Origin of the sequence: Aminobacter sp. LjRoot7 (assembly GCF_964252895.1) — a bacterium.
GTDB classification, from domain to species: Bacteria; Pseudomonadota; Alphaproteobacteria; order Rhizobiales; family Rhizobiaceae; genus Aminobacter; species Aminobacter aminovorans_B.
The window spans coordinates 39393-56585 of sequence record NZ_CAXUPX020000012.1; the positions used below are offsets into that span (position 1 = coordinate 39393).

The 17193-nt window shown below is 64.2% G+C and carries 21 protein-coding genes; 11 read left to right on the forward strand and 10 right to left on the reverse strand.

The features are described 5' to 3' along the window. The first annotated feature begins 75 nt into the window (after window positions 1–75). The 5 genes from ACSQ3E_RS26160 (at window position 76) to ACSQ3E_RS26180 (ending at window position 4664) form a co-directional block, all read left to right on the forward strand. Window positions 76–387 (forward strand): (2Fe-2S)-binding protein, encoded by a 312-nt coding sequence (locus tag ACSQ3E_RS26160; RefSeq protein WP_214391880.1) that lies wholly within the window; start codon window positions 76–78, stop codon window positions 385–387. Beyond that, window positions 353–838 (forward strand): bacterioferritin, encoded by a 486-nt coding sequence (bfr, locus tag ACSQ3E_RS26165; RefSeq protein ID WP_154385891.1) that lies wholly within the window; start codon window positions 353–355, stop codon window positions 836–838. The genes ACSQ3E_RS26160 and bfr overlap by 35 nt, the downstream gene beginning before the upstream one ends. A gap of 71 nt (window positions 839–909) precedes the next feature. Further along, window positions 910–2463 (forward strand): di-heme oxidoredictase family protein, encoded by a 1554-nt coding sequence (locus ACSQ3E_RS26170; protein WP_436124988.1) that lies wholly within the window; start codon window positions 910–912, stop codon window positions 2461–2463. Further along, window positions 2463–3542, forward strand: a complete 1080-nt coding sequence (locus tag ACSQ3E_RS26175) for an imelysin family protein (RefSeq protein ID WP_436124895.1) — start codon at window positions 2463–2465, stop codon at window positions 3540–3542. Before ACSQ3E_RS26170 ends, ACSQ3E_RS26175 begins: the two co-directional genes overlap by 1 nt. A gap of 12 nt (window positions 3543–3554) precedes the next feature. Then, entirely contained in the window at window positions 3555–4664 is a 1110-nt protein-coding gene (locus tag ACSQ3E_RS26180; RefSeq protein WP_436124896.1) for a DUF1513 domain-containing protein, read from the forward strand. Between the two features lie 12 nt (window positions 4665–4676). Here the strand turns inward: ACSQ3E_RS26180 and phnN are convergent, their stop codons facing one another. The 3 genes from phnN to ACSQ3E_RS26195 all read right to left on the reverse strand — a co-directional run bounded on the left by phnN (window position 4677) and on the right by ACSQ3E_RS26195 (window position 8378). Beyond that, the gene (phnN, locus tag ACSQ3E_RS26185; RefSeq protein ID WP_310327372.1) at window positions 4677–5306 is read right to left on the reverse strand and encodes a phosphonate metabolism protein/1,5-bisphosphokinase (PRPP-forming) PhnN; all 630 of its coding nucleotides are present in this window, start codon (window positions 5304–5306) and stop codon (window positions 4677–4679) included. A gap of 212 nt (window positions 5307–5518) precedes the next feature. Then, entirely contained in the window at window positions 5519–7111 is a 1593-nt protein-coding gene (locus ACSQ3E_RS26190) for a peptide chain release factor 3 (RefSeq protein ID WP_436124897.1), read from the reverse strand. Window positions 7112–7271: 160 nt separating this feature from the next. Next, the gene (locus ACSQ3E_RS26195) at window positions 7272–8378 is read right to left on the reverse strand and encodes a DNA alkylation repair protein (RefSeq protein ID WP_436124898.1); all 1107 of its coding nucleotides are present in this window, start codon (window positions 8376–8378) and stop codon (window positions 7272–7274) included. A 240-nt stretch (window positions 8379–8618) separates the two neighbouring features. Between ACSQ3E_RS26195 and ACSQ3E_RS26200 the strand changes: the two genes are divergently transcribed. Then, a complete protein-coding gene (locus ACSQ3E_RS26200; RefSeq protein WP_310327378.1) occupies window positions 8619–9008 on the forward strand; it encodes an SRPBCC domain-containing protein in 390 nt (129 codons plus the stop codon). 24 nt (window positions 9009–9032) lie between these two features. Here the strand turns inward: ACSQ3E_RS26200 and ACSQ3E_RS26205 are convergent, their stop codons facing one another. The 6 genes from ACSQ3E_RS26205 to ACSQ3E_RS26230 all read right to left on the reverse strand — a co-directional run bounded on the left by ACSQ3E_RS26205 (window position 9033) and on the right by ACSQ3E_RS26230 (window position 12239). Continuing rightward, the gene (locus tag ACSQ3E_RS26205; RefSeq protein ID WP_436124899.1) at window positions 9033–9389 is read right to left on the reverse strand and encodes a DUF1801 domain-containing protein; all 357 of its coding nucleotides are present in this window, start codon (window positions 9387–9389) and stop codon (window positions 9033–9035) included. Continuing rightward, on the reverse strand, window positions 9379–9789 hold the full coding sequence (locus ACSQ3E_RS26210; protein WP_436124900.1) for a VOC family protein: 411 nt from the start codon (window positions 9787–9789) through the stop codon (window positions 9379–9381). Before ACSQ3E_RS26210 ends, ACSQ3E_RS26205 begins: the two co-directional genes overlap by 11 nt. 51 nt (window positions 9790–9840) lie before the next feature. Next, the gene (locus tag ACSQ3E_RS26215) at window positions 9841–10236 is read right to left on the reverse strand and encodes a VOC family protein (RefSeq protein ID WP_436124901.1); all 396 of its coding nucleotides are present in this window, start codon (window positions 10234–10236) and stop codon (window positions 9841–9843) included. 125 nt (window positions 10237–10361) lie between these two features. Next, on the reverse strand, window positions 10362–11141 hold the full coding sequence (locus tag ACSQ3E_RS26220) for a helix-turn-helix domain-containing protein (RefSeq protein WP_436124902.1): 780 nt from the start codon (window positions 11139–11141) through the stop codon (window positions 10362–10364). 82 nt (window positions 11142–11223) lie between these two features. Next, window positions 11224–12018: a class II glutamine amidotransferase gene (locus ACSQ3E_RS26225; RefSeq protein WP_436124903.1), complete on the reverse strand. Its 795-nt coding sequence runs from the start codon at window positions 12016–12018 to the stop codon at window positions 11224–11226. 5 nt (window positions 12019–12023) lie between these two features. Then, window positions 12024–12239 (reverse strand): DUF6356 family protein, encoded by a 216-nt coding sequence (locus ACSQ3E_RS26230; RefSeq protein ID WP_310327396.1) that lies wholly within the window; start codon window positions 12237–12239, stop codon window positions 12024–12026. A 101-nt stretch (window positions 12240–12340) separates the two neighbouring features. Between ACSQ3E_RS26230 and ACSQ3E_RS26235 the strand changes: the two genes are divergently transcribed. From ACSQ3E_RS26235 to ACSQ3E_RS26250, 4 genes are all read left to right on the forward strand, one after another. Next, the gene (locus ACSQ3E_RS26235; protein ID WP_154385884.1) at window positions 12341–12811 is read left to right on the forward strand and encodes an Lrp/AsnC family transcriptional regulator; all 471 of its coding nucleotides are present in this window, start codon (window positions 12341–12343) and stop codon (window positions 12809–12811) included. A gap of 55 nt (window positions 12812–12866) precedes the next feature. Beyond that, window positions 12867–13346, forward strand: coding sequence for a dUTP diphosphatase (gene dut / locus ACSQ3E_RS26240; protein ID WP_436124904.1), 480 nt, complete (start codon window positions 12867–12869; stop codon window positions 13344–13346). After that, a complete protein-coding gene (locus ACSQ3E_RS26245; RefSeq protein ID WP_436124905.1) occupies window positions 13343–13999 on the forward strand; it encodes an HAD family hydrolase in 657 nt (218 codons plus the stop codon). Before dut ends, ACSQ3E_RS26245 begins: the two co-directional genes overlap by 4 nt. 67 nt (window positions 14000–14066) lie before the next feature. Continuing rightward, window positions 14067–14873, forward strand: a complete 807-nt coding sequence (locus tag ACSQ3E_RS26250) for an isocitrate lyase/PEP mutase family protein (protein WP_436124906.1) — start codon at window positions 14067–14069, stop codon at window positions 14871–14873. Window positions 14874–14880: 7 nt separating this feature from the next. On the opposite strand, the gene ACSQ3E_RS26255 is transcribed toward ACSQ3E_RS26250, so the two are convergent. Continuing rightward, window positions 14881–15603: a sulfate transporter family protein gene (locus ACSQ3E_RS26255; protein WP_436124907.1), complete on the reverse strand. Its 723-nt coding sequence runs from the start codon at window positions 15601–15603 to the stop codon at window positions 14881–14883. A 168-nt stretch (window positions 15604–15771) separates the two neighbouring features. Here ACSQ3E_RS26255 and ACSQ3E_RS26260 point away from each other — a divergent pair, with 168 nt between their 5' ends. Then, window positions 15772–16764, forward strand: a complete 993-nt coding sequence (locus ACSQ3E_RS26260) for an adenosine kinase (RefSeq protein ID WP_436124908.1) — start codon at window positions 15772–15774, stop codon at window positions 16762–16764. The last annotated feature ends 429 nt before the right edge of the window (window positions 16765–17193 follow it).

Consider the following 17193-nt stretch of genomic DNA (forward strand, 5'->3'; position numbering starts at 1 on the left):
CGCAAGACGCCTAAATTTCTCTAGCCACACGGCGCGCCAAAGGGAGCGCGCCGTCAGCCACGGTCAGTCGAAACCATGCTCATTTGCCATTGCAATCTGATTACCCAAAAGGAGATCGAAGACACAATCGTCGAGCTTTTGGACCGGGACCCGTGGACACTGATCGTGCCCGCGAAAGTCTATCATACGCTGCAAAAACGAGGACGTTGTTGCGGCTGCTTTCCAAATGTGGTCGAAACGATAATTCGGGTCACCGAAGCTTATCACGCTCGTTCTGAATCGGGCGAGATGGATGTCGTTTCACACCTGGACCGCGTCAGAGAGTTGCGCGTTCAATTTGGGAGCAAGGCAAATGAAGGGCGAAAAACAGGTCATCGAGCGGCTTAACGAGGCACTTTTCCTCGAGCTAGGCGCCGTCAACCAGTATTGGGTGCACTACCGCCTGCTTGAAGATTGGGGCTACGGCAAACTCGCCAAGAAGGAGCGCGAGGAATCGATCGAAGAGATGCATCACGCCGACAAGCTGATCGCGCGCATCATTTTCCTCGAAGGTCATCCCAACCTGCAGTCCATTTCGCCGCTTCGCATCGGCCAGAACCTCAAGGAAGTGCTCGAGAGCGATCTCGCCGGAGAATATGACGCCCGCACCTCCTACAAGAAATCCAGGGACATCTGCTCCCAGCATGGCGACTACGTATCGATGAAGCTCTTCGAGGAACTGCTTGCCGACGAGGAAGGTCATATCGACTTCCTCGAGACCCAGTTGCAGTTGCTCGCCGAGATCGGCGACGAGAAATACGGCCAGCTCAACGCCGAACCAGCTGACAAGGCCGAATAGGACATGCCGGAATGCGGCGCACTTTTCTGACCACGCGCCGCGCGACTACCGGCAAGTTCCCCAATGACCACATGAAACGACAGCGAAGCGCGCCAGCGCTTCGCCTCCTGTTGCTAGCCGGCCTGACACTGGCTCTGCCCATGAAGGTGGCGATTTCAGGCGAAGCGGTTCCCACCGGCCTGGCCACCGAGCGCACCGACCTCAATCCCAAGGACAAGGCGCGCGTCGAAAAGACCATCCGGCCGACCACCGACTTTAGCAAGCCCGAGCAATTCGAGCGCATGCAGGGCGGCGCCGGCACCTCGGAAAAGCGCGTCAACCAGGATGCGTTCTCGCATTCCTCGGCCAACATCACCTTCGAGGAAGAAGGCACCTTCAAGCTCGGCAACGGCATGTTCCGCAAGCTTTGGGTGTCGTCGCCGTCGTCGACCCAGGCGTCCGACGGACTGGGGCCGCTGTTCAATGCGCGCGCCTGCCAGAGCTGCCATCTCAAGGACGGCCGCGGCCATCCGCCGGAAGGCAATTCCGACGCCACCTCGATGTTCCTCAGGCTTGCCCGCACGGCGGAGACGGCAGAAGAAAAGGCCGCGATCGCCGAACGTAAGGTGCTGAACTTCCCCGATCCGGTCTATGGTGGCCAGTTCCAGGACCTCGCGGTTCCCGGCCTCAAGAGCGAAGGTCGGATGGCGATTTCCTACCAGCAGTTTCCGGTCCAGCTTTCTGGCGACGTCAAGACCACGCTGCGCTGGCCGATCTACTCGGTGACCGATCTCGGCTATGGCCCGATGGACCCGAAGACGACGCTGTCGCCACGCGTCACGCCGCCGATGATCGGCCTTGGCCTCGTCGAGCAGATCCACCCCGCCGACATCCTCGCCAATGCCGATCCCGACGACAAAGACGGCGACGGCATTTCGGGCAAGGCTTCCATTGTGCGCGACCACAAGACAGGCGAGCTGACGCTCGGCCGCTTCGGCTGGAAGGCGTCTGCGCCGTCGATCCGGCAGCAATCGGCCGATGCCTTCGCCGGCGACATCGGCATCTCGACGCCCGACGTGCCCAAGCACTGGGGCGACTGCACCGACGCCCAGACAGCTTGCCGCGAGATGCCCAACGGCGTGCAGGAGCGGCTTGGCACCAGCGAAGCCCCCGACCCGATCATGGATCTGGTCACCTTCTATTCGCAGAACCTTGCGGTGCCGGCCCGGCGCGACATCGACGACCGCCAAGTGCTGCGCGGCAAGCAGATGTTCTACGAGGCCGGATGCGCCTCCTGCCACATGCCGAAATTCGTTACCCGCCGCGACGCGCCCAACAAGGCGCAGAAATTCCAGCTGATCTGGCCCTATTCCGATTTCCTGCTGCACGACATGGGCGACGAACTCGGCGACGGTCAGCAGGTAGGCGATGCCACCGGCAACGAATGGCGCACGCCGCCGCTGTGGGGCATCGGCCTGACCAAGACTGTCAACGGCCATACCTTCTTCCTGCATGATGGCCGCGCCCGCAACCTGAGCGAGGCGATCCTCTGGCACGGCGGCGAAGGCCAGAAGTCGCGAGATCACTTTGCTGCGCTGCCAACGCAAGACCGCGATGCGCTCGTCAAATTTCTGGAGTCGCTCTGATGGCTAGACGTCCCCTGGCAGCTGCCCTCGCCTTCTGCATGTTCCTGCCTTCGACCGCCGCCCACGCCAGCGAAGCGTCCAGCAAGGTCATCGCCGACGCCATCGACAGCTTCATTCGCCCGGCCTATGGCCGGCTGGTTGGAACGACAGCCGAACTCGGTAAGTCTATGGTTACGCTTTGTGCGGCGCCGTCGCCTGACACTCTTGCTGCAGCACGCGCAGCATTCGGCCGGACCACTGCCACCTGGTCGGAGGTCGAGATCATCCGCTTTGGACCGATCACCGAGCAGAACCGGCTTGAACGCCTGCTGTTCTGGCCCGACCGCAAGGGAACCGGGTTGAAGCAGGTGCAGTCAGCGCTGGCCGACAAGGATGCCACCGCCACCAACGCCGCCACGCTCGGCCAGAAGAGCGTTGCCATGCAGGGGCTCGGCGCGCTGGAATTCGTGCTGTTCGGCACCGGCGCCGACGAGCTCGCCGGCACCGCGTCTGCCTATCGCTGCGCCTATGGCCAGGCGATTTCGGGCAACATCGGGGCCATAGCCGCCGAGGTCGACGCCGCCTGGCGCGACGACAAGGGCTTTGCCAGCCAGTGGAAGAACCCCGGTGCTGCCAATCCGCTCTACCGCGACGACAACGAAGCCCTGACCGAACTGCTCGAAGTCTATGTCAACGGGCTTGAGCTGGTGCGCGACGTGCGCCTCAATGGCTTCCTCGGCAAGAATGCGGCGTCCGACAAGCCGAAGCAGGCGCTCTACTGGCGCTCGGAAGGCACCGGCGCCTCGCTTGCCGGCAATATCGCAGGCATGGAGGCGCTTTTCGTCGCCTCGAAATTCGGCGAATTGGTGCCGGCCGACGAGCGCTGGGTTGCCGAGTCGATCGGCTTCGAGTTCACCAATGCACAGGCGGCAGCGGCCGCCGTCACCGGACCGATCGATGCGGCACTTGCCGACCCCGCCAAGCGTGAGAAGCTCGGCTATTTCGCGCTGGTGACATCCAGCCTGTCCGAGCAGTTCGGCACCCGGCTTTCGGGAGCGCTCGGCCTGACCGCCGGTTTCTCGTCGCTCGACGGCGACTGAGGAGGCAGCACAATGCGCACGCCGCTGTTTGACCGCCGCGATTTCCTCAAGGCAGCTGGCGCGGGCTTCGTGCTTTCGCTCAGTCCGGCGAGACGCGCGCTGGCGCTCGAAACCGACGCCATGTTCGCCACGGCTTACCAGGCCAGGACCGGCGAGTATGGTGTGGCGATCCTGTCGGAGGCCGGCAAGATCCTGCACAGCGTCACCCTGCCCGAACGCGGACACGACGTTACGTTCGATCCCATCTCGCGCAAGTCGGTGGTGTTCGCGCGCCAGCCGGGTACCTTCATGCTGGTCTTCGACCACACCGGCAAGGACGCGCCGCTGACAATCCCGAGCATCGCCGGCCGCCACTATTACGGCCACGGCGTGTTCTCGCCCGATGGCGCGCTGCTCTACGTCACCGAGAACGACTTCGACAATGCCGTCGGCATGGTCGGCGTCTATGACGCCCGCGACGACTTCCGCCGCCTAAGCGAATTCCCGACCCATGGCGTCGGCCCGCACGAGCTGATCCTGCTTGGCGACGGACGCACGCTCGCCATCTGCAACGGCGGCATCGAGACCCACCCGGATTTCGGCCGCGCCAAGCTCAACATTCCGACGATGAAGCCATCCTTCGTGCTGGTCGATCGCGTCTCAGGCGATCTGATCGAGAAACACGAACTGCCTGAAAAGCTTCATCAATTGTCGATCCGGCATATGGATATCGACGCTGAGGGCACGGTCTGGTTCGGCTGCCAGCACGAAGGGCCGGCAACCGAGAAGCCGCTATTGATTGGCCGCACCGCGCGCGGCAAGGAACTGGAAATGCTCGACATGCCCGAGGACATCCTCGGCGGTTTCCGCAACTATATCGGCTCGGTCGCGGCCAATCGCGACGCCGGGCTGGTCGCCGTCTCCTCGCCGCAAGGCAATGCCTGGGCGATGATCGAGGCGAAGACGGGCAAGGTCGTGGCAAAGAACGATCTTGTCGAGGTCTGCGGCCTCGCGCCCGACCGCAACGGCTTCCTCGCCACCACGGGCGCCGGCCTCGTCGTCGAGCCCGACGGCAAGCAGACGGATGACCCCGAGCATGTCTGGGACAACCACATGCTGCGCATCGATCTGCAAAATACGTAAGTTGTTACTTACCTATATCAGGCCGGACACATCAGAGAAGGCGACGGCCTTGCGCAGCACGGCCAGGAAGCGTTCACCGGCGATTTCGGCCGGGCCGCTGTTGTCGATCGCGACATGGCCGGGGCCACTCAGATCATGCGGCGCGGTGCGCGCCAGCCGCGCCAGCACCTCGCCGCGTGATTCACGACCGCGCGCGGCAAGCCGGGTGGCCAGGATTTCCGGCGATGCAGTGATTTCAACGACGGCGACATTGGCATAGCGCTGGCGCAGCGCCGGGATGACCCCGCGCGAGGTGTTGGCGACAACGACGTGGCCGACCGATATGGCATCGTCGACGGAAGCCGGAATGCCGTAGCGCAGTCCATGCGCTTCCCACGACAGCGCGAAGGCACCCGAAGCCTCTGCCTCGATGAAGGCGGCGTCGGCGAGCGTGTCGTGGTCCTCGGTGGCGCCGTCGCTGTGGCGGGTGATGACGCGGCGGGCGAATTCGACGTGATCGTCGTCGGTCAGGCGCTCGCGGACATAGGCAATCAGCGTGTCCTTGCCGGCACCGCTGGGGCCGACCACCGCGACGAAGACGCCATTGCGGACAGGCGAGCCAACGCGGGTCAGTTCACGCTCGATCAATGCTGAAACCATCATGCGACGTCATTTCCTCCATGCCAGAGCCCCCACCCTGGCGGCGCCGGCCCTTTTCAGCAAGCTCGGCGCATTGAACATCTCCAGTGCCGGCCTGTCACGCTCCATGGCTTGGACCACGAAGCGGGCGGCGGCACTGCGATGCCATTAGGCGATTTGCATGACGGAATGACGAAACGAGAATGCGGAGCGGCAAATCCGCCCCGCATCCAGGATCAGGCAACCTTGTCGCGGACCTGGTAGTCCTTGATCGCGGCGAAGCGGATCATCTTCCAGCGCTCGGCCTCGTAGTTGAGCGAGAACTCGTGCTGGGCGAGGAACACCGGATCATTGTCGAGGTCGCGGGCGATGTCGCCGCGATGGCTTTCGATGAAGCGGTGCAGGTCGGCCTTGTCGTCGGCGTCAATCCAGCGGCAGACCGAGAAGCGCGCCATCTCGAAATCGACCGGCAGCGTGTATTCCACCGACAGGCGTTCCTTGAGCACGTCGATCTGCAGAGCGCCGACGACGCCGACGATCGCCGGCGAGCCATCCTCGGGCTGGAACAGCTGGACCACGCCCTCCTCGGCCATCTGGTGCAGCGCTTCCTTGAGCTTCTTGGCCTTCATCGCGTCACCGAGGCGGACGCGGCGCAGGATTTCGGGCGCGAAGTTGGGCACGCCGCGGAACAGGATGTCCTCGCCCTCGGTCAGCGTGTCGCCGATGCGCAGCGTGCCGTGGTTCGGGATGCCGACCACGTCGCCGGCATAGGCCTCGTCGGCGGTGATGCGCGAGCGGGCGAAGAAGAACTGCGGCGCCGACAGGCTCATCTGCTTGCCGGTGCGCACCAGCTTGGCCTTCATGCCGCGCTTGAGCTCGCCCGAGCAGACGCGGACGAATGCGATGCGGTCGCGGTGGTTGGGGTCCATGTTGGCCTGGATCTTGAAGACGAACGACGTCATCTTCTCTTCCGTCGCCTCGACCTTGCGCGCGTCGGCCTCTTGGGCGCGCGGCGCGGGGCCAAAGTCGCCAAGCGCCTCGATCAGGTCGCGGACACCAAAATTGCGCAGCGCCGAGCCGAAATAGACCGGCGTTAAATGGCCTTCACGGAACGCCTGCAGGTCGAACGGACGGCAGGCCTCGCGGGCGAGTTCCAGCTCCTCGATGAAGGCCAGGCGCTCATTGTCCGGCAAAAGGCCGGCGGCGCGGTTGGAATCGGGGCCATGCACCGGCGTGCGCTCGGCCTCGGCGTCGCCGCGGCGCACCGCGTTCTGGGCGAGGTGATAGGTGCCGGAGAAAGTCTTGCCCTGGCCGATCGGCCAGGTGATCGGGGCGGTGTCGAGCGCCAGCTTCTCTTCGATCTCGTCGAGGATCTCGAAGGTATTGCGCGCCTCGCGGTCCATCTTGTTGACGAAGGTGATGATCGGGATGTCGCGCAGGCGGCAGACCTCGAACAGCTTCAGCGTGCGCGGCTCAATACCCTTGGCGGCGTCGATGACCATGACCGCGCTGTCGACCGCCGAAAGCGTGCGATAGGTGTCGTCGGCGAAGTCCTCGTGGCCCGGCGTGTCGAGCAGGTTGAAGACGTTGTCGCCATACTCGAAGGTCATGACCGAGGTGACGACCGAGATGCCGCGTTCGCGCTCGATCTTCATCCAGTCCGAGCGGGTCTGGATCTTGTCCTTCTTGGCCTTGACCTCGCCGGCAAGCTGGATCGCGCCGCCGAACAGCAGCAGCTTTTCGGTCAGCGTCGTCTTGCCCGCGTCAGGGTGCGCGATGATCGCGAAAGTACGGCGGCGCGCCACCGCCTTTTCGATGTCTTCAGCCATCGGGGATTCCTATTGTGCAGTCGGGAGACAGCCAGTTACCCGGCCCGAAGGCCAAAGCCGCCGCGGATCACCGCAACCGGCAGGATACGGGCCGTCCGCCACTATTCCTTGCGCGGGCTTCTAGCAGCGGGACCGGCGGCTGTCGAGGAATTGGCGCAGATCACCCCTTCAGCTCGAACCCGCCTTCGGCCACCGTCTCGCCGTTGACGATCAGCTCGATCAGGTGATGGCCGGGATAATGCTTGCGGGTGGTGAAGTCGCGCACCGCCTGGCTGATCGAAAGCTCTCGCTGGCCGCCCGGCGCAAGGTTGATTTCCTTGAGCTTGAACACCTTCTTCGAGCTGCCGCCGCTTTTCTTGACGTAGTGGACGGCATAGTCGACCACCAGCTGCTGCACGGTCTCGGCAGTCGAGGCGATGTTGGCCTTGAGCGTGATGCGGCCACCGAGCAGGATGGCGGCCGGCTGGATCGCGAAGGTTTCGACACGCACCATCGGCTTGCCCGTCGTGCCGATCGCGCCCAGCGCGCGCGGGTCGCCCTTCTTGATCATCGTGCGCAGCGCATGCTTGACGATCCAGGCGGTGTTTTTGTCTTCCATGTCCCATGCCGAGATGCGGTCGATCACCCGGTCTGGATGGTCCTTGGAAATGTCGTTGAGGTGGTTGGCCACCGATTTGCGCACATAAAGGCTGGGGTCGCTGCGCAGCGCCTCGAGGATAGGTGCCGTCGGCGACGGATCCTTGATCAGCTGCTTGAGCTGGAAAGACCACGGCAGCCTTGGGCGCGAACCCTCGCTGGCCAGGCGGCGCACATGCTCGTTGTCGTCGAGTGCCCAGCCACGCATCACCTTCAGCGTCCCGTCGAAATCCCTGGCCAGGAAATGCCGGATGGCGAACTCGGCCGAGCCGAAGCGGGTGAAATGGCTCAGCGCCTGCATCGACAGGTCGAAATGGCCCTTGCCATAGAGCGCGACATATTCCGACAGCACGATCGAGGCGAAGCCGTGCTGGATACGCGGTGCAAGCTCGTGCAGCACATCGACGGCACTCTCGAAGCTGCCCGGCAAGGCGCCGTGCAGGCTGGTTGCCGTCTGCCGCAATCGCTGCATGATGCCGAGATCGTCGAGATTGGCGGTCGCCAGCGCCATGAACTTGTCCGCATCGAAGGCGGCCGAGATGGAAGCTGTCTCGGTGGCGATGTGGCGAAGGCGCTCGCGGTCGAAGATTTCCTTGAGTGCCGGGGCGGCTAGCGTCTGGTCTTCCGTCATCTATTTTCGTCCTGCATGGCGCCCCCGCGCCGGCCCTTGGGCATCCATCCGGATGCAGGGCTTGCAGCGCAGATACGAATCGAACCTCGAAACTACAATCCCTCTCCTGCCAAGGCGCTGTCAGGAGACTGGCGACGGCCGCGCTTCCGAGGCCGCAGCTCGGCGTTGACGCCGCTGCCGGACAGGCGGAAAATATTCTCAAGGCGCGTAAGACATGTCGCGCCATGCCAGGAGGTCGCCATGACCATCCATCAGGAAGTGCATATCAAGGGTTCGCCCAAGAACATCTACGAACTGCTACTCGATTCAGCCCGCTTCCAGGCGATGACGGGCGGGCGCGCGGCCCATATCTCGACGCACGAAGGCGGCGAGGTCTCGATGTTCGGCGGCGACATCGAGGCGCGCAATGTCGAGCTGGTGCCCAACCGCCGCATCGTCCAGGCATGGCGCTCGCGCGTCTGGCCCGAGGGCACCTATTCGATCGTGCGCTTCGAACTGCAGGCCGACGGCACCGGCACGAGGCTGACCTTCGACCAGGCCGGCTACCCGCGCTCGGCACATGCGGCGCTGGATGAAGGCTGGACGAAGATGTACTGGGAGCCGATGAACCGAGCGCTGACGCATCATTGAGCGGCGGCCACCCCGCAACGCGCTTCAGGCGTCTGCCGCCTGGCGCGCCAGCGCGACACAGTCGGCGACATGACGGTCATCGATGTCCGACAGGGCAAGGAGCTTGATATGGCGCCGCAGCTTGCCCTGCCCCAGCAGCACTCCGTGCGGATCTGGCAAGGATGCACCTGCGCTGAACTCCAGCGTGACGTGACCGGCATACGAAAAGACGCCGCAAAATGCGGACCGCGACGAAAACAGGAGGCCGCCGTACTTGATCTCCTCGGAGACAGCAGGACCGGACTGCTGCACGATTTCGTGCACCCGCGACACGATGGCGAAATGGTCCGCCCGATGATCGCGCATCTCGTCCAGGAATGCTTGAACGCGATTACCGGTCATGGGCAACCCGTGGCGCATAGAACTGCCTGAACTCGGCGGATGGTTCCCGGTTGGAGTAGATGTAGAGCGTGACGCCGTTGGGGTCCTGGATCGCGAAACCACGATCGCCCCACGGATGGTCCTCGATCGGCATGACAGGCACCAGCCCGGCCGCAGTCATCGACCGGTAGTCGTCATCGACGTCGTCGACGCAGAAATTGTAGGTCAGCCCTGCGGTATTGCACAAAGCTTGCTCTCCCTGCGGCTCCATGAACTGCAGCGAAAGCCCGCCTCCGAATTCAAGGCTGACGAACCATCCGCAATCGAAGGCGGGATATGCGCCAAAATGCCTGATGTAGAAGTCGCGTGTCTCGACGACGCGTTTGGTGGTGATGCAGGGAGATGCAGTTGTCGGGCGCATTGCTGTCGGCCTCGGTTCGGGTGTCGATTGGTTGTGCAAGTGAGCCGGCGATCAGTCCGGCATGGCCGAAGCGATCTCGACAAGGCAGCCATTGAGGTCGCGGACATAGCCGACGACCTGGCCCCATGGCTTGTCTTCAGGCGGCTTCACCGGCGTCGCACCTGCGGCAACAGCCTGGCGATAGGCGCCGTTGGGATCGGCAAAGATCAAGGCGAGCTCGAACCCTGCTGCCAGGTCACTCTTGCGGTTGGCACGAATGGCAAGCCCGTTCATCTCGGCCATGGCCTCGCCGGCGAAAGACAAGGTCGTCTCGCCGGTGTCCATCTCGGCGTAGAGATTGCTCTCGTGGATGAACTTGCGTCGCAGGCCGAATGCGGCTTCGTAAAACGACACGGTCGCCTCGACGTCGGCAACATAAAGGATCGTATAGCCAAGGCGTGCTGACATCGCGAAGTCTCCAGACAATGGGGCCGCGACGAGCAGACACGCGTCAGGTCAGACGCGGGCGCATTCATCCGGCTATTGGTGGATCATTGCGCCTCGCTCCGATTCCATCTTGAACAAATCGGACATCAGTCGCGCAGGCTGACGAGGGTGACATCGGGAAGTCGCGCCGGCGAGAAACCTCCCATGCGCCGGAACACCCGGCTCATATGCGCCTGGTCCGAGAAACCGGCCTCCAGGGCGGCATCGGCGGGGCTCAGGCGGTGATCCCGCAGCAGCCGCAAGGCGCGATGAAACTGCAGGACGGCCGCAAAGGCCTTTGGCGCCAGCCCCGTCGCCTTGATCACCAGGCGATGCACCGTCCGCTCGGAAACACCGTGCATGCCGGCAACGTCGCTTACGCGCAGGCGTCCACCGGATGCGTGGAACGCGCTGATCACGCTGCGGCCCAGCGGCGTGGGCCTGAAATGGTTGTCGGCGACGCGCCGGCGAACGAAATCCGTCATCCGCGCGACAAGCTCGGCCTGGTCCTGCGCAGGCACACAGAGCGAGTTCAGTGCAGGGCATACCGTCAAGGCGTCAGGACCGATCAAGTTGGAATTCGCCATATCTGCTGGTTCAAATCCGAGCACCCTCTCGAAACAGCCCGGGCGAATGCGAACGCCGACAAATCCCATGCCGGGTTCAATGGCGACATCATAGAAGCGCGTTATCGGGCCGGTGATGACGACAGTCATGTCGGTGATCGGCTTCTGCCCGGCATCGAACCTGACGATGATATCGCAACGGCCGTCCGGCAAGACGCGGTAGCTTCCGGCGCGATCGCTGACGGAAGTCCACACCGCCTCGACCTCTTCAGCGAGGTCCGCGGCCAGGCCCAGTTCCGAATAGCGCGCCGACAAGGTCATTTCTCGAGCCAGCTCGATCTGTTTGCGCGAAATGGTGATTGCCGATTCAGCTCGGTAACGCGTCGTCAGCAGATAGCAGATCTCAGCCGGCCAGTGCCAGTTGGGCCAATGCCGGCTGGAACGGGCGGACGGTCATTTCGTCCGGCGTCATGGCGACGAAGCTCGACGGCGGCACCGCCTGCCAGCTCTGGCCTTCGCGGTCGAAGGGTTCGGAGACAATGCAGCGCCCGGTTTCGCCGTCACGCGTATAGAGCGTCGGCGCATGCCCGTCGGTGGCAAAACGCACGGCAAACAGGCTGGTCCCGTCGCTGAAGGCGGCAGTCAGTTTCAGCTGCGGATCGATGCCGGCGCTATGGGCGGCTGCAACAACACGGCCGGTGGCGCGCGCGACAGCACCCTGCGGATCGGCATCGAGCCCTTCCTCCAGCATCAGCATGAAGAACAGCTCGGAATCGGTCGTTCCCTGGCGCTGCTCGTAGAGGTCGTCGTTGATGCTGGCCTCGAGCCGGCGCCGGATCTTCTCGAAGCCCGAGATCTGGCCGTTGTGCATGAAGCTCCAGCGGCCCGAGACGAACGGGTGGCAGTTGGCGCGGCTGGTGGCGCCGCCGGTCGATGCCCTGACGTGGGCGAGGAACAGGCCGGACTTGATCTGCCGGCACAGGCTTTTCAGATTGGGGTCCGACCAGGCCGGCAGGATGTCGCGATAGAGGCCAGGCTCCGGTCGCTCGCCATACCAGGCAAGCCCGAAACCGTCGCCATTCGTCGGCGACTTGGCCTCCTGCGCGCAATGGCTCTGTGCGATCAGCGAATGGCACGGCGCCGTCACGATGTCTTCGAGGAAGACCTCTTCACCGATATAGGCGGCCCACCGGCACATGCGCTTCAGCGTCCTCGATTGTGCGTCCGCTCGTACAGCCGGCGGATGATCGTGCTTGCCGTAGATTCGAACAGGAAGGGTAACAAAGCGTGAATGAGCGCGGCGCTCGCCGCCATGAACAGCTGGCCGGCGAACCAGCCGGCAAAACGCATATGCTCGAAATAGGTCTCGTCGACCGCCTCGGGGTGAGCCGTGAACAGCTTTGCGATACGTGCGGACATGAGGACCTCCCTGGCTGATATGAGTATCGTCGCACAGCCACGAGGTTCATCGGTCCCAATCCGTCCTTGCCATTGGCATAAATTTGGGACAATCATCCCAAATGTCTGGAGAACTCGATACGATTGATCGAAGAATCCTCGCCGAGCTGCAGCGCGACGGCACGCTTTCGGTCGACCAGCTGTCCGAGCGAGTCGGGCTGTCGCGCAATGCCTGCTGGCGCCGGGTCAAGCGGCTCGACGACGAGCGCTTCATCACCGGCCGCGTGGCGCTTGTCGACGCCGACAAGCTCGGCCTCGGCCTGTCCGTGTTCATCCTGGTGCGGACGTCGAGCCACGACCCCGAGTGGCTGGCCAAGTTCCGCGCCGGCGTGACCTCGTTTCCCGAGATCACCGGCGTCTATCGCATGTCGGGTGACCTCGACTATGTCTTGCGTGCCCGCGTCGCCGATGTGAAAGCGTATGACCGTCTCTACCAGCGCCTTATCGCCAAGGTGCCGCTGTCGGATGTGTCGGCCTCCTTCGTCATGGAGGAGATTCGCGAAACGACGGTCGTGCCGGTGGAAATTCGCTGAGTGCGACCTCTTGTGAATTGACCTCATCTGGACGCTGTCCCATAGGATCGCCGCCATGACATCGACCGCCGCAACCTCTTCCGCCCCCGTCATCGGGATCGTCCGCTTGCCGCATTCGGGCGAGCTGCCCCTGCCCTCTTACGAAACATCGGGTGCCGCCGGCATGGACCTGCGCGCCGCCGTACCGGACGACCGGCCGCTGCTGATCCTGCCCGGCAAGCGCGCTTTGGTGCCAACCGGCCTGATCTTCGAAATCCCCGAAGGTTTTGAAGGCCAGGTGCGCCCGCGCTCCGGCCTCGCTTTCAAGCACGGCATCACCTGCCTCAACACACCAGGTACCATCGACAGCGACTATCGCGGCGAGGTCAAGGTGCTGCTGATCAACCACGGTGACGAGGACTTTTATGTCGAGCGCGGCATGCGTATCGCCCAGATCGTCATCGCATCGGTGACCCGCGCCGAGGTCGAAGAGCGCGACCTCGCGGCGGAAACGACGCGCGGCGCCGGCGGCTTCGGCTCGACGGGCACCGCGTGAGCACACCCAAGCTCGTCATCTTCGACTGCGACGGCGTGCTCGTCGACACCGAGCCGCTGGCCAACCAGCGGCTTTCGGCCTGGCTGACTGAGGCGGGTTATCCCGTCAGCTACGAGGACTGCCGCCGCCAGTTCGTTGGCCGCAGCCTGGTGTCGGTGCAGAAGGAAGTCGAAGCGACAGGCGTCAGCCTCGGTCCGGACTTCGTCGAGCGCTGGTACCGCGAGCTGCCGGAATTGTTCGAGACGGGCGTGCAGGCGATCCCCTACATCGAGACCTTCGTCACCGCCGTGCAAACCGCCGGCATCGCCTATTGCGTGGCCTCGTCGGCGCGCGTCAACAAGATGCACATGACGCTTGGCCAGACCGGGCTTTTGCCCTATTTCCGCGACGTGCTGTTCTCCGCCACCATGGTCGAGCGCGGCAAGCCGTTCCCCGACCTGTTCCTGCACGCCGCCGGCACGATGGGCTTCGCGCCCGCCGACTGCATCGTCATCGAAGACAGCGTCGCCGGCGCTGAGGCCGGCCGCGCCGCCGGCATGCGGGTGTTCGGCTATCACCGCGACCCGCACTCCGACTGCGACGGCCTCGCGGCTGCAGGTGCCGTGCTGTTCGACGACATGCGCAAGTTGGCAGGACTGATCCCGATCGCCTGAAACAGGGTTTGAGCCCTCCGGCGCGCCGGTCTAATATCGCCTGTCGGTTCGGATCGAGGGCGATGACATGGACAAGGGCGCGGTCTTCCGGAAACTTCACGAGGCGCCGGGCGCCTTCATCATCCCCAATCCGTGGGACATCGGCACCGCCAAGCTTCTGGCCTCCTTCGGCTTCGAGGCGCTGGCGACGACGAGCGCCGGCTATGCCTTCTCGCGCGGGCGGCCCGACGGCGACGTCGGCTTCGAGGAGATGATCCACCATTGCCGCGATCTGGCGCACGCCACCGGCCTGCCGGTTTCTGCCGACCTCGAGAAAGGCAAGGGCGACAGCCCCGAAAGTGCCGGCGAGACGGTCTTTGCAGCCGAAGCCGCCGGCCTTGCCGGCTGCTCGCTCGAGGACCACACCGGCGACGCCGACAAGCCGATCTATGATTTCTCGCTGGCGGTCGAACGCGTTACGGCTGCCGCCGAAGCGGCGCGGGCGCTGAAGCACGACTTCGTGCTCACGGCGCGCTCGGAGAACTTCCTCTGGAACCGCCCAGACCTCGACGACACCATCAAGCGGCTGCAGGCCTTCGAGAAGGCCGGGGCCGACGTGCTTTATGCGCCTGGCATCACCGACATCGAGATGATCCGGACGCTGTGCGGTTCGGTGTCAAAGCCGGTCAACGTGCTGGCGGTGCCGGGCTTCTCGGTCGCGGTGCTGGCCGAGGCCGGCGCCAAGCGCATCTCGCTCGGCTCCAAGCTGACCGCATACGCCTTTGGCATGATGGAGCGGGCATCGCGCGAGATGCTGGGCCAGGGCACGTTCGAATTCGCCCGCGACGGCATCGCCTATGCCAAGCTGCAGGCGATGTTCGGCCGCGAGGGCTGAGCGCGCCTCACGCCCGCACCATGGCCGGGCGACGCTCAGCCGCCGACACGCTCTTGTGCAGATGCACCATCATCGCCGCGGCGAAGAGCGGGGTGAGAAGGTTGAGGATCGGCACGGCGAGGAAGGCGGCGATGACGAGGCCGGCCATGAACACCGTGCCGGCATTGCGGCGGCGCAAATCCTTGGCGTCCTGCTCGGAGCGGAAGCGCATGGCGGCGAATTCGAAGAACTCGCGGCCGAGCAAATAGCCGTTGACGATGAAGAAGGCGCCGATGTTGACAATGGGGATGAACATCAAAAACAGCGCCAGCAGATTGCCCAGGATGACGATGCCGAAGAATTTGATCGCCAGCACCAGTGAGCGCAGCGCCGGCACCGGCTGCCCCGGACGCTCCATGGGATAGTTGGTCTTCTCGACGACCTCGGCGACGTCGTCCAAAAACAGGCCAGCGACGATCGCCGTCACCGGCGCGATCAGCAGGGCAAGCCCCAGCGCCAGGCCGATGCCGGCGATGATGGCGGCGATCAGGCCGAGCCAGCCGGTCCAGGCCGGCAGGCCGGGCAGCATGGCGTCGATCCACGGCCAGGCGAGCCAGTCGAAGACCTCGCGAATGCCGAACCAGAGCGCGACCAGCGCAAGCAATGTCAGCCCCAGCGTCTTCAGGAACACCGTGCGGAACTCTGATGTAAAGAGCTGGCTTGCGGCGGTGCGGGCGGCGTCGAGGATCATGTTGGCGTTGCGGCTCCCTGTTTCCGCGCTGAGATAAGGCGCCGTAAGGCCGGCCTCAAGCGGCGTTCGGCAATTTGCCGGTAGGCAAACGCTGCGCGAGCCGCTAAACGCAATCCGTTTTGCCGACCCCTCGGCCCCTTTTTCGGCGAAAGCGCCGCGGAGACCCTGATGAGCCAATATGACGTGCTGTGCATCGGCAACGCCATCGTCGACATCATCGCGCAATGCGACGAGGCCTTTCTCACCGACAACGGCATCATCAAGGGGGCGATGAACCTGATCGACGCCGAGCGCGCCGAACTGCTCTATTCCCGCATGGGCCCGGCGATCGAGGCCTCGGGCGGCTCGGCCGGCAACACGGCTGCCGGCATCGCCAGCTTCGGCGGCCGCTCGGCCTATTTCGGCAAGGTTTCCCGCGACCATCTCGGCGAGATCTTCAGCCACGACATCCATGCCCAGGGCGTTGCCTTCGACACCAAACCGCTCGACGGCACCCCGCCGACGGCGCGTTCGATGATCTTCGTCACCCCCGACGGCGAGCGCTCGATGAACACCTATCTCGGCGCCTGCGTCGAGCTCGGGCCCGACGATGTCGAGGCCGACAAGGCGAGCGGGGCCAAGGTCACCTATTTCGAGGGCTATCTGTGGGACCCGCCGCTGGCCAAGGAGGCGATCCGCATGACAGCCGCCCACGCGCACGCAGCCGGCCGCGAAGTGTCGATGACGCTGTCGGATTCGTTCTGCGTCGATCGCTACCGCGCCGAGTTCCTCGAGCTGATGCGCTCGGGCACTGTCGACATCGTCTTTGCCAACAGCCACGAGATCAAGTCGCTCTACGAGACGTCGTCGTTTGACGAAGCGCTGTCGCTGATCCGCAAGGACTGCAAGATCGCCGCCATCACCCGCTCCGAGAAGGGCTCGGTCATCGTGCGCGGCGACGAGACGGTGGTGATCCAGGCGACTGAGATTCGCGAGCTCGTCGACACGACCGGCGCCGGCGACCTCTACGCCGCAGGCTTCCTGTTCGGTTACACGCAAGGCCGCTCGCTCAAGGACTGCGGCGACCTCGGTTCGCTCGCCGCCGGCCTGGTGATCCAGCAGATCGGCCCGCGCCCGCGGCAGAATTTGAAGCGCGAAGCCGAGCAGGCGGGGTTGCTGTAGGTCTCTTTTTCCTTCGCCCCGTTTACGGGGAGAAGGTGCCCCGAAGGGGCGGATGAGGGGCGGCGCAAACCTGCCCGCTCTCGTTCCTTCCCACCCCCCTCTGTCCTGCCGGACATCTCCCCCGCAAGGGGGGAGATCAGCCGTCACCTCGACTTTCGCCACCCCCAACCTCCTATTGCTGCCATCGCAGAACGGGCGTCACGCCTGACGCTGCCAATCTCCCCCTTGCGGGGGAGATGTCCGGCAGGACAGAGGGGGGTGCTGGCCCGCACACCTCTCCCTCGCCACGCCCCGTTTCCGGTCTGGCCATTGTGATGAAAAATCCGGGAAGCGGGGCGCGAGGCCGTGCCTTCCAATTGTAAGTTAGTGGCGCGACGTTCGCGCCCCGCTCGGTGTTCTTGCCCCGCTCAGTCGCCTCGGCTTTCACCG